Source organism: Pseudoalteromonas sp. 10-33 (assembly GCF_001469195.1).
GTDB lineage: Bacteria > Pseudomonadota > Gammaproteobacteria > Enterobacterales > Alteromonadaceae > Pseudoalteromonas.
Genome location: NZ_LOFI01000001.1, coordinates 32,760 through 44,821, shown reverse-complemented (window position 1 = coordinate 44,821; position 12,062 = coordinate 32,760). Strand labels below are relative to the sequence as shown.

The window sequence follows — 12,062 nt, the reverse complement described above, 5'->3', positions numbered from 1 at the left end:
CCTTAAATACCGTATTGGTAAGTAAAACCTAACGCCTCTATAGCTGAGCCAATAACCTTGCGCTCAGCTTTTTCATCACTTGTAAATTTTGGCATTTCACCACCATGCTGCTTACACTTTAACGCATAGTAATCGGCTTTTGTTGGGTGGTCAGGGTTGACCACATTGTAAATATTTTGTCCAACTTCCCAATTTGCAACTACCGCAAAAATAGCATTTATTACATCTTGCTGGTGCACCATATTAATTACTTGCTGACTTGAAGTGTTGAGCTCTTTTCCCGCAACAAACTTACCAGGCTCTCTATTTGGGCCAAGTAATCCTGCTAAACGAAGTACCTTACCATTTTGCTCAAGAACCTGCTCTTCAGCCTGATACAACTTTGTTTGCCTTGGGTTGGCGCAAGCAATATCGCTACTTTCACTGTATACACCGGGTTCTTGGTCATAAACCCCTGTAGATGAACACAATACAAATCCTTTTGCATTTAACTTTTTAGACAACGTCAAGGCCGCAGTAAGTGTTTCTGGGTAGTTGCTTTCACTGTGTCTACTTCGTGGTGGAATGGCACACACCCAATACGCTCCCTCTAAATCAAGCTGATGGGTTAGCTGATTATTTTCTACTATAAACTGGCGTTCAAAATCAAACTCCTGCGTATCGGACCGACGGGTGCCTTGCACCTGCCAACCTGCCTGCTGTGCATTTACACATAGCGCATGACCTAACCAGCCAGCACCCAATACCACTAATTTATTCACTTTATTTTGCATGTTGACACACACCTTCATGTTAAACGCATCGTTACTCAATGTTATTATCTGAGCATAAATAGCCAAAGTTCACAAATGTAACGCCCCCCTTGTTTTTAATTTTTTAAGCACCATATATTTACAGCTTACTGCTAATTTTATAGCAACCAGTCAGTACCACAGCTTTTTTAGAATGCAGATCAAATTTTTCTATTTTATATACAGATCTTTTGGCTGAGGTAGTTTGTTGTTTGGCAGAGTCTGGTATAGTAGCGCACGTAATAAACAGTGCTTTTTGAACGGTTTAATACAAAATTGCTAATTAATATGTACTAAGTGTTACTTAAAAGCACATATTAATTACCAATTGTTAAAAATGGGTTAGCCGATACGCGGCTAACAAAGAATTGATTGTAACGGTTTTATCATGATATCTAATTTATTTACCAAGATTTTTGGTAGTCGCAATGACCGCACTATTAAAAACTTTAGAAAGACGGTCGCGCTAATCAATGCGCTTGAAACGCAGCTAGAAGCGCTTTCTGATGAAGACTTACGCGCTAAAACAGCAGAATTCAGAGAACGTTACGATAACGGACAAAGCCTTGACGATATTCTACCTGAAGCATTTGCAGTAGTTCGTGAAGCATCTAAGCGTGTTAATGGCATGCGCCACTTTGACGTACAGCTACTAGGCGGCATGGTTTTACACGAAGGCCGTATTGCAGAAATGCGCACCGGTGAAGGTAAAACACTCACAGCAACACTGCCAGCTTACTTAAACGGCTTAACAGGCAAAGGGGTTCACGTTATTACCGTGAATGATTACCTTGCAAAGCGTGATGCTGAAACTAACCGTCCGTTATTTGAATTTTTAGGCCTCACGGTGGGCTGCAATGTTCCTGGCATGATGCCACAACAAAAAAAGCAAGCGTATGCTGCTGACATTACCTACGGTACAAACAACGAGTTTGGTTTTGATTACCTTCGCGACAACATGGCATTTAGTATTGATGAGCGCGTTCAGCGTCCGTTATTTTACGCCGTCGTCGATGAAGTAGATTCAATCCTAATTGATGAAGCTCGTACACCGCTTATTATTTCAGGCCCTGCTGAAGACAGTTCAGAACTATACACTGAAATAAATACCATCGTTCCTTTACTTGAACTACAAGAAAAAGAAGACGAGGAAGGTATAGAAGGCGATGGCGACTACACCATTGATGAAAAATCTAAGCAAGTTCACTTAACTGAACGTGGCCAAGTTAAAGTAGAAGAACTACTTAGCGAACGTGGTTTAATTGAAGAAGGCGATTCGCTTTATTCTGCCGCCAGCATCACGTTATTAAGCCATGTTTACGCTGCCCTTCGCGCACACAAATTATATCAAAAAGATGTTGATTACGTTGTTAAAGAAAACGAAGTTATCATCATTGACGAACATACCGGTCGCTCAATGGAAGGTCGTCGTTGGTCTGAAGGTTTACACCAAGCTGTTGAAGCTAAAGAAGGTGTTAAAATTCAAAACGAAAACCAAACTTTGGCATCTATTACGTTCCAAAACTACTTCCGTTTGTACGAAACATTAGCGGGTATGACAGGTACTGCCGACACTGAAGCATTTGAGTTTCAGTCAATTTATGGCCTAGATACCGTTGTTATGCCAACTAATAAGCCAATGATCCGTGATGATCGCGCTGATTTAGTTTACCTAACGCAAGAAGAAAAATACGAAGCTATTTTAGTTGATATTAAAGACTGTCAAGAACGCGGACAGCCTGTACTAGTAGGTACTATCTCAATTGAAAGCTCCGAATACTTATCACAGTATTTACGCAAAGAAAAAATTAAGCACAATGTACTTAATGCTAAATTCCACGCACAAGAAGCTGATATCGTCTCAGATGCAGGTTTACCTGGTACTGTTACCATTGCAACTAACATGGCCGGTCGTGGTACCGATATTATGCTTGGTGGTAACTGGAATAGCGAAGTTGAAAAACTTGATAACCCAACTGATGAAAAAATTGCTGAAATTAAAGCAGCATGGAAACTTCGTCATGATGCTGTTATTGACGCTGGCGGTTTGCACATTATTGGCACTGAGCGCCATGAATCGCGCCGTATAGATAACCAATTACGTGGTCGTTCTGGTCGTCAGGGTGATGCAGGCTCTAGCCGTTTTTACCTATCGATGGACGATGCGCTAATGCGTATATTTGCTGGCGAGCGCATGACTAACATGATGCGTAAACTAGGCATGCAACGCGGTGAAGCAATTGAACACCCATGGGTTAACCGCGCAATTGAAAACGCACAGCGTAAAGTAGAAGCACGTAACTTTGATGTTCGTAAGCAACTACTTGAGTACGATGACGTAGCAAACGATCAACGTCGTGTTGTTTACTCTCAGCGTAATGAGTTACTTGAAGAAGGTGATATTTCAGAAACTATCACTGCAATTCGTGGTGACGTACTGAGCAATACAATAGATCAATACATTGCTCCACAAAGCCTTGCTGAAATGTGGGATGTACCGGGTCTTGAAGAGCGCTTAAAACAAGATTTCTTAATTGAGCTGCCTATCACTCAATGGTTAGCAGAAGACAATAAGCTATACGAAGAAAAGCTTCGTGAGCGTATTGAAGAAGCCGTTGATCAAGCTTACAAGCAAAAAGAGCAGCAGGTTGGTGACTCAGTTCTACGTCAATTCGAAAAAGCAATTATGCTGCAAAGTCTTGACCAACACTGGAAAGATCACCTTGCGGCGATGGATCACTTACGTCAAGGTATTCACTTACGTGGTTACGCACAAAAGAATCCTAAGCAAGAATACAAGCGCGAATCGTTTGAACTGTTCTCTGAAATGCTTGAAAACTTAAAAGTTGATGTAGTGAGTATTTTAAGTAAAGTACAAGTGCGCGCTGAAGAAGATGTTGAAAAAGTAGAAGAGCAACACCGTAAGAGTGAAAATGCACCTCGTGAGTACCAACACGAAGAAGCTGAGCACGTAGGCGGCGAAGCACCTCCAAGTGCTACGGTTATGGCAAGAACAGAGCCAAAAGTTGGCCGCAACGATCCGTGTCCTTGTGGTTCGGGTCAAAAATTCAAGCAATGTTGTGGTAAATTAAAATAACGACGCATTGTAAGTAATTAAAAAGCGGCGCTTGCGTCGCTTTTTTTATGGGATAAAAATATGACAACAAAAATAGTAAATGTAGCCGTTGGTGTAATTAAAAAAAATAATGCAATATTTATCTGTAAACGTGCAAACGAGCAGCATCAAGGTGGCTTATGGGAGTTCCCTGGTGGTAAAGTTGAAGCAAGTGAAAGTGTATTTGCAGCGCTAAAACGTGAGTTGATTGAAGAAGTAGGTATTACTATTCACAGCTCTAGCCAACTCATGGTAATTGAACACGATTATGGCGACAAATGCGTGAGACTCGATATCCACGTTGTCAGTAACTTTAGTGGTCAAGCACATGGCGCTGAAGGGCAACCTAGTGAATGGGTAAATATTAGTGAGTTAACTAACTATGACTTCCCCGCAGCTAATGCTGAAATAATTGAAAAACTGCAATCTCGATACGCCTGATTAAGTGAGTTACAATGAATACCACTGTACAAAATACGTTAAGTAAACTGCTAAAACTCAACCCTGAATCAACTCAGTTGAGTACCATAAGTAGCGGCCATATCAACAGCACATGGCTACTAACACATTTTGATCAGCGATTTATTGTGCAAAAGCTTAACACCCATGTATTTAAACACCCTGCTCAACTTGTCAGTAACGCACAACTTATTGAGCAACATCTGAATACTAAGCAGCAGCAAAATAACTATCCACTCGATATTGTTAAGCACATTAATACATGCAACAACGAATATTTAACCATGCTTAATGAAGAGCCGTATCGTGTACTTAACTTTATTGAGCACAGTTACAGTGAAGATGTGGTTAAAAATCCAGCGCAAGCACATCAAGCTGCTTTAGCCTTTGGTACTTTTGCAAGCGCCTTACACGACTTTGATACAACCACACTACATACTGTTATTGATGATTTTCATAATCTGACTATGCGCTTTGAGCAGCTAAATACAGCAATGACGAATAGTAATAAAAGCAGACTTAACCGCTGTAAAAACGACATAGAATATTGCTTATCGCAGCTGCACTTAGTGAGCGAACTTAAAACCATAGCTCAACATTTACCCGTTCGCGTTTGCCACAACGACACTAAAATAAATAATATGCTGTACTGCAGTAAAACCCATAAAGCGAAAGCTGTTATTGATTTAGACACCTGCATGCCAGGTTTTTTACTGTATGATTTTGGCGATATGGTACGTACATTTTGCTCTGCAGAAGCAGAGGATTCGACGAGCCTTGATAAGGTTATTATTCGAAAAGAGATTTTTGAGGCGCTCGTTAAGGGTTACCTCGCTCCCCTTCAGCCTCTTATGAGTAATACAGAGCAATCAAGCTTGTTGCTTGGTGCTAAAATTATGCCTTTAATGCTTAGCGTGCGTTTTTTAACTGATTACTTAAATAACGATGTGTACTTTAAAACCACTCATGCAGAGCATAATTTAGAGCGGGCTCAAAACCAACTGGCTTTATATAAAAACATTTTAAGTAATGAAAGCTGGATGTATAAAATCCTCATGCAATAGCAGCAATGTTATTAGTATAAAAAACCAGCAAGCTAAACACTTGCTGGTTTTACTAAGTTAGCCAAAAAGAATATCAATTACCAAATTTTTACGCGGTCTTCTGGTTTGATATACATTTTGTCGCCTTCTTTTACATCAAACGCTTCGTAAAACTCTGGCATATTAGACAAAATACCAATTACACGGTAATGACTTGGTGAATGCGAGTCGGTCATTAAGCGGTTACGTAACTCTTCATCGCGGTAGTTACGACGCCAAATTTGCGACCACCCCATAAAGAAGCGTTGATCACCAGTGTAACCATCAATAACTGGTGCTTTATTGTCACCTAATGATAGCTGATATGCTTTATACGCGACAGTTAACCCACCTAAATCACCGATATTTTCGCCAAGCGTAAGCTCGCCGTTTACATTCGCATCGTCAAACGGTTTGTACTTGTTAAATTGCTCAACTAACGCACCTGAACGCTCTTCAAACTGCTTAAGGTCGCTTTCAGTCCACCAATTACGCAAGTTACCATCGCCGTCGTATTTAGAACCTTGGTCGTCAAAACCATGGCCAAGCTCGTGCCCAATAACTGCACCAATTGCACCGTAATTTACAGCATCATCAGCTTCTAAGTTAAAAAATGGCGGTTGTAAAATAGCGGCTGGAAATACAATTTCGTTGTTTACCGGGTTGTAGTAGGCATTCACCGTTTGTGGTGTCATGTACCATTCAGAGCGATCAACAGGCTGACCAAGCTTGGCAATCATATCTTTATATGCCCATTGGCTGTAACGAATGTAATTACCTACTAGTTCGTCTGAATTAATTTCTAGTTCAGAGTAGTCTTTCCACTTATCAGGGTAACCAATTTTAGGAATAAATTTGTCTAGTTTTTCTTGTGCTGCAATCTTTGTTTCAGGTCCCATCCACTCAAGACCTTCAATTGCAACGCTGTAACCTTTAATTACGTTATCAACCAGCTCTTCCATACGCGCTTTAGCTTCAGGCGGAAAATTGTCTTTAACGTATACTTTACCTAAAATTTCACCTAGCACACTATTAGAGGCATCAACGGCTTTTTTCCAAAGTGGCGCTTGCTCTTCTACGCCACGTAAAGTGGTGCTATAAAAGTTAAATTTGAGATCAACTAAATCATCATTTAGCAACTGAGCATAGCCACTTACAAAATGAAACTTAAGGTAGTTTTTCCACGTTTCTAAGTCCGTGTTTTGATAAATACTACCCAGCGCTTCAAAATAACTAGGCTGACGCACAATAATATCAGCGGTGTTTACACCTGCATTTTTAAAGAACGCAGCTAAATCAAGATCACCGGCTAATTTATTCGCCTCGGCTACAGTCATTTTATTATACGACTTAGTTGCATCACGGCTTTGTACACGGCTCCACTGCGCATCAGCAATGGCTTTTTCAAAGGCAAGTACATTTACTGCAGCTTGTGCGGCCTCTTTTACACCCGCTTTAGCCAAGACATCAGTCATGTATTGCTCGTAAGAGGCACGAATTTTAGTAAACTTCTCATCGTCTTTTAAGTAGTAATCGCGATCGGGTAAGCCAAGACCTGATTGCGATAAGTACAATGCGTATTCGCTTGAATTTTTAGCATCGTTGTTAATAAACCAACCAAACGGTAAAGTGCCACCTTGCTGTTGAATAGACGCCATAAGGCCAACTAAGTCAGATTTAGACTCAATGCTATCAATACTATCTAGCGATGGTTGTAACGGGGTAATTCCAAGCTCATTACGGGCATTTTTATTCATATAACTTTTATAAAATGCGCCAATTTTATACTCATCGCTGCCTTTTTCAGCCGACTTATTGGCCGCTGCGTTTTCAAGCGCCGTTTTCATCGCTTTTTGCGACTCATCGTATAATTGCGAAAAAGACCCATAGTTAGACTTATCACCTGGGATTTCAGTTGTTGCTAACCAAGTTCCATTTACATGATAATAAAAGTCATCCTGCGGACGAACTGAGCTGTCCATATTAGCCAATTCAATACCTAGCTCTAACGGTTTCTCTGCTGGTGCTGTTGCTGTTGCTGCTTGAGTGTCGGTTACTTGAGTCTCTTGTTGTTTTTCGCCACAACCTATCAAGCCAAGCGCAAGTGCAATACTCGCAGCGGCCATTGTTACTTTATTCATAATTAATCCATTTGTTAGTCAATTTTATAAATTGCTCATACCAACTCCATTAAGCTCTTTAACAAGATAGCAGTCAGCTTTTACTTAATGGAATGGGCATCAACTTACACTTATCATTGAGTGCAATAGCGCTATAATAAACCTGATTTTGAGAACATTGAAATAGAATATGTAACAAAGTATTTTGAATGAAATAAGCGTTCTAAATTACCCTATCAATAGCTTAATAAAGCAGTTGGTAATTAGCTCTTATTTTTACCGTGTAAGGCCAAACGTTGTAACTTCTCTTTTAATGAAGGAGGTGCTGAGTCGGCAATCGCATTTAAATAATCGGCTGTTTGTTCGCTCATTTTACGCGAGTTGGTGACGGCGGCTGAAGCTGTTTTGTTTGTCGTACTTAATCGCTGAGTGGCCTGAGGATTAGCTGTAATTTTAATTTGCCCCAGTTCAGCCATACCTGCGGCCCTAAAGTGCGATAGCATATCCATTTTTAAATAATTAAGCCGAAGCGCTATCGGGGCCGATACCGCTTCAATCATTAAAGTGCCATCGCGATAATTACTTACGCGACATTTATCTCCTAATTTAGGGCCTAAAAAGTCTTTAAGTAAAGTTTGCTGAGTATCGAGAGCTTGGCTTTTACCAGCATAAGCCGACAAGCGATTGTTTAGGCCCGCCATAATATCGGTGAGTGGTTTTGGTGCGTATCTATCTTTAGCCATTAAATATCTCAACTCGTACTTATTTACACACTTAAATTTAGCACCATCAGATTAAACTTAAGTGTGTCCATAATTAAGCATAAATTAGGTATTAAGCACCCGCTATTTGCATTTGCTCAATTAGAACGGAGCCAGTTTGAATGCCGCCTCTGCGCTCAATATCACCACCGATAGCAGAAATACCTTTAAACATATCTTTTAAATTACCGGCAATCGTAATTTCACTTACTGGATATTGAATCTCTCCATTTTCAACCCAAAAACCACCAGCACCTCGAGAGTAATCACCTGTTACTGTGTTTACGCCTTGCCCCATAAGCTCGGTAACTAACAAGCCGGTACCCATTGTTTTTAACACTGCTTTTAAATCGTTATGCGTTTGTTCTACTAACCAATTATGAATACCGCCTGCATGACCTGTAGGGGTCATGTTCATTTTACGCGCGGCGTAACTTGCTAATAAATAAGTTTGTAACTCACCACCTTGGATTATTTCACGATCAACCGTTTTAACACCTTCGCTATCAAACGGTGATGAAGCTAACCCTTTTAACATGTGTGGACGTTCAGCAATATTTACACAATGACTAAATACGTGTGTTCCTAAACTATCGAGTAAAAAGCTCGACTTACGATAAAGTGCGCCACCACCAATCGCAGACACTAAATGGCCAAACAATGAGTTTGCAATATCAGCCCTAAATACAACCGGGACTTTCATTGTTCCTAATTTTTGGCTGTTTAATTTAGCCAATGTTTCTGATGCGGCTTCAAGCCCAACCGCAGCTGCATCAGTTAAACCTGCTTGATCGCGGGCAACCGTGTATGCTGAGTCGCGTTGCATTTGTTCGCCATCTTTACCAATTACCATGGTGCTGATGCTATGACGTGTGCGAGGAAAGCCAGCAATTAAACCATGGCTGTTCCCATAAACACGCAGCCCTTGATGCGATGAAAAACTCGCACCATCAGAATTTACAATACGTTCATCAGCATTTAATGCCGCTTGCTCGGCGGTATGGCAAAGCTCAATACCTTGTTCTGGGCTAACATCCCAAGGGTGGTATAAATCGAGATCTTGCGGGTTAAACTCAAGTAGCTCTTTATCGGCGACCCCATTAAATGGATCGTCTGATGTGAACTTTGCAATATCAATGGCTTTTTCTACTACTGTGCGCAATGTTTTAGGGTTTAAATCAGCCGTTGAGGCAGAGCCTTTATTATTGCCAACATAAACACTAATACCCAGGCCACCATCTTGGTTAAACTCAATGGTTTCTACTTCACCCATTCGTGTACTCACCGATAAACCCGACGTGCTAGACATTGCAGCTTCAGCTGCTGTAGCACCTAATTTTTTAGCATGTTCGAGTACTTCTGCTACCGCATCTTTAATCTGCGATATTTGAGCATAAATTGGATCGTTTTGTTGGCTTTTCATAAATTAAGTCCTGAGCCTTAGAGGCATAATGCATGCATTTCTTATAGTTAAATGCTAACACACTCACTGCACCACATCAGCTAATATTAATCACTAAAAGAATGGCGTATAATGTCACCAGTTATTTTTATTTAAGAGCACCCCATGGCGAAGAAAAAAGGCAAGCCTGCTGAAATTGAAGAAGAAATTGAATACGTATCAAGAACAGAGCTTAAGCGCGAAGCACAAGAATTTCATCAGTTAGGTTCTGAAATTGCCAAAATGGGTAAAAAGCAGCGTGAGCGCCTACCATTAAATGACGATTTAAAAGAAGCGATGGTTGTTGCTGATAAAATTAGTAACAAAAGTGATGCATACCGTCGTCACTTAAATTACATTGCAAAAACGCTTCGCACAGTAGAAAACATTGAAGATATTAAAGCTATTATCGATGTAATGCTTAATAAAAATAACCAAGCTGAAGTATTGGTTAAAAAAATAGAGCAACTGCGCTCAGACCTAATAGAACAAGGCGACAGCCTGATAAACGAAACTATTGAGCAGTTCCCATCGCTAGATCGTCAAAAAATGCGTCAATTAGTGCGCAATGCAGCAAAAGAAGTCAAAGCCGAAAAGCCAGGTAAAGGCTATAAAGAGCTTTTTCAGTATTTAAAAGATGCGCATACCGTCACGTATTAACGCGTAATACGTTGTAAAAAAAGGTGCTTCGGCACCTTTTTTGTTATAGATCAACATATCTCCTTAGTTACTTTTTTATAATCACGGCTCTACTTAAAACTCAGGTGCGCGTGATGATAAAACTTCCTCAATGGGACCAAACTCTCATTAATAAATACAATGTGTCTGGTCCGCGGTATACATCCTACCCTACCGCATTATCTTTTAATGAGGGATACGATAAACACGATTTAATTAGCGCTGTAGAATCATCTCAATCTCGTTCGCTTTCTCTATATGTTCATATTCCATTTTGCAGTCAGCTTTGCTACTACTGTGGTTGTAATAAAATAATCACTCGCCACCAATCTAAAGCCGATACATATATAGACTTTTTAGCAAAAGAAATTGCAGCACACGCACCTTTGTTTAAGCACTACAGTGTTGAGCAACTGCATTTAGGTGGAGGCACTCCTACCTTTTTAACCCCTCAACAAATGAAACGCTTAATTGCCCTGCTGGAACAGCACTTTAATTTTACCAGCACAACAGAGCGCGGTATTGAAGTTGACCCACGATCGCTTGCTGAAAATATGTTGGTTGATTTAAGAATGCTTGGCTTTAACCGAGTGTCGTTTGGGATACAAGACTTTAATGACGACGTGCAACTTGCAGTTAATCGCCCTCAACATGCCGATACCGTTAAGCAGTTAATTACTCAGGCACGTGAATTGGGCTTTAAATCAATTAACGCCGATATGATTTACGGCCTACCACTGCAAACACCCGAAAGCTTTAAACAAACAATAGAGCAACTCATTGAGCTTAGCCCCGATCGTGTTTCGGTATTTAACTACGCTCACTTACCAGAACGATTTGCCGCACAACGCAAAATAAAAGAGCACGACTTACCAAACGCTCACGACAAGTTAACCATGTTTAAAAATACCTTAGAGCAGATGACACAAGCAGGTTATCAATTTATTGGTATGGATCACTTCGCGAAAGCAGACAACGAGCTGGCTGTCGCACAAAATGAAGGCAAATTGCATCGAAATTTTCAAGGTTATACCACACATGGTAATTGTGATTTATTAGGGTTAGGTGCATCGTCTATTTCACAAATTGGCACGGCTATTTTGCAAAATAAAAAAGAGCTGAAGCATTACTACCATAGTATTGAAACGCAAAGCGGCTGCGCACTTAGTAAAGGCATGCATTTAATCCATGATGATGTTATTCGAGCTGATGCTATTAAGCAGCTTATTTGTCAGTTTGAACTAAATATAGATGAGTTTGCTAAGAAGTATCATATTGAGTTTGATAGCTACTTTGCAGGCGCATTGACTTCACTTAAACCACTTATAGACGATAAAATGGTGATTATTGAAAACAACCACATACGTGTCACACCACGGGGGAACTTATTTATTCGTATCATTTGCATGTGCTTTGATGCTCACTTACAAAATCAAATCAACGCAACGCGTTTTTCCCGGGTGATTTAATCCACTCATCAAATGATACTAATTCGCTTAATTAAGCGATCTATTTTGAGGCTGGAAAAACGTGTTGATAGCTAGGCAAAAAACTCGCTATTTAATTGTTCTAAATAAGAATTCTTCACCGCATTTAACGACACGTTTAGCCCCGT

9 protein-coding genes are annotated in these 12,062 nt (G+C 40.3%); 5 read left to right on the top strand and 4 right to left on the bottom strand.

Translation table 11 applies throughout. The annotated features are described in order from the left end of the window. Positions 1-2 precede the first annotated feature (2 nt). Positions 3-773 (bottom strand): NADP-binding protein, encoded by a 771-nt coding sequence (locus tag ATS76_RS00185; RefSeq protein WP_058550575.1) that lies wholly within the window; start codon positions 771-773, stop codon positions 3-5. Between the two features lie 406 nt (positions 774-1,179). Between ATS76_RS00185 and secA the strand changes: the two genes are divergently transcribed. Genes secA through ATS76_RS00170 form a run of 3 tightly spaced genes read left to right on the top strand, consistent with a single transcriptional unit; the run spans position 1,180 to position 5,429 of the window. Then, positions 1,180-3,888, top strand: a complete 2,709-nt coding sequence (secA, locus tag ATS76_RS00180) for a preprotein translocase subunit SecA (protein WP_058550574.1) — start codon at positions 1,180-1,182, stop codon at positions 3,886-3,888. A 60-nt stretch (positions 3,889-3,948) separates the two neighbouring features. After that, complete coding sequence (gene mutT, locus ATS76_RS00175) at positions 3,949-4,347, top strand: 8-oxo-dGTP diphosphatase MutT (protein ID WP_058550573.1); 399 nt, start codon at positions 3,949-3,951, stop codon at positions 4,345-4,347. Positions 4,348-4,361: 14 nt separating this feature from the next. Beyond that, entirely contained in the window at positions 4,362-5,429 is a 1,068-nt protein-coding gene (locus ATS76_RS00170) for a phosphotransferase enzyme family protein (protein WP_058550572.1), read from the top strand. A 77-nt stretch (positions 5,430-5,506) separates the two neighbouring features. On the opposite strand, the gene ATS76_RS00165 is transcribed toward ATS76_RS00170, so the two are convergent. The 3 genes from ATS76_RS00165 to pmbA form a co-directional block, all read right to left on the bottom strand. Beyond that, positions 5,507-7,588, bottom strand: a complete 2,082-nt coding sequence (locus ATS76_RS00165; protein WP_058550571.1) for a M13 family metallopeptidase — start codon at positions 7,586-7,588, stop codon at positions 5,507-5,509. Between the two features lie 242 nt (positions 7,589-7,830). Then, complete coding sequence (locus ATS76_RS00160; RefSeq protein ID WP_058550570.1) at positions 7,831-8,310, bottom strand: DUF721 domain-containing protein; 480 nt, start codon at positions 8,308-8,310, stop codon at positions 7,831-7,833. 91 nt (positions 8,311-8,401) lie between these two features. Next, positions 8,402-9,751 (bottom strand): metalloprotease PmbA, encoded by a 1,350-nt coding sequence (gene pmbA / locus ATS76_RS00155; protein WP_058550569.1) that lies wholly within the window; start codon positions 9,749-9,751, stop codon positions 8,402-8,404. A 144-nt stretch (positions 9,752-9,895) separates the two neighbouring features. Here pmbA and yjgA point away from each other — a divergent pair, with 144 nt between their 5' ends. Both yjgA and hemN read left to right on the top strand, forming a co-directional pair. Next, positions 9,896-10,429, top strand: a complete 534-nt coding sequence (yjgA, locus tag ATS76_RS00150) for a ribosome biogenesis factor YjgA (protein WP_006793069.1) — start codon at positions 9,896-9,898, stop codon at positions 10,427-10,429. A gap of 113 nt (positions 10,430-10,542) precedes the next feature. Continuing rightward, the gene (hemN, locus tag ATS76_RS00145; protein WP_058550568.1) at positions 10,543-11,916 is read left to right on the top strand and encodes an oxygen-independent coproporphyrinogen III oxidase; all 1,374 of its coding nucleotides are present in this window, start codon (positions 10,543-10,545) and stop codon (positions 11,914-11,916) included. The last annotated feature ends 146 nt before the right edge of the window (positions 11,917-12,062 follow it).

Bases quoted from the DNA above. Each gene is read 5' to 3' on its own strand.
- secA (WP_058550574.1), top strand. From the start codon at position 1,180: ATGATATCTAATTTATTTACCAAGATTTTTGGTAGTCGCAATGACCGC.
- ATS76_RS00165 (WP_058550571.1), bottom strand. From the start codon at position 7,588: ATGAATAAAGTAACAATGGCCGCTGCGAGTATTGCACTTGCGCTTGGC.
- mutT (WP_058550573.1), top strand. From the start codon at position 3,949: ATGACAACAAAAATAGTAAATGTAGCCGTTGGTGTAATTAAAAAAAAT.
- yjgA (WP_006793069.1), top strand. From the start codon at position 9,896: ATGGCGAAGAAAAAAGGCAAGCCTGCTGAAATTGAAGAAGAAATTGAA.
- ATS76_RS00160 (WP_058550570.1), bottom strand. From the start codon at position 8,310: ATGGCTAAAGATAGATACGCACCAAAACCACTCACCGATATTATGGCG.
- hemN (WP_058550568.1), top strand. From the start codon at position 10,543: ATGATAAAACTTCCTCAATGGGACCAAACTCTCATTAATAAATACAAT.
- ATS76_RS00185 (WP_058550575.1), bottom strand. From the start codon at position 773: ATGCAAAATAAAGTGAATAAATTAGTGGTATTGGGTGCTGGCTGGTTA.
- ATS76_RS00170 (WP_058550572.1), top strand. From the start codon at position 4,362: ATGAATACCACTGTACAAAATACGTTAAGTAAACTGCTAAAACTCAAC.
- pmbA (WP_058550569.1), bottom strand. From the start codon at position 9,751: ATGAAAAGCCAACAAAACGATCCAATTTATGCTCAAATATCGCAGATT.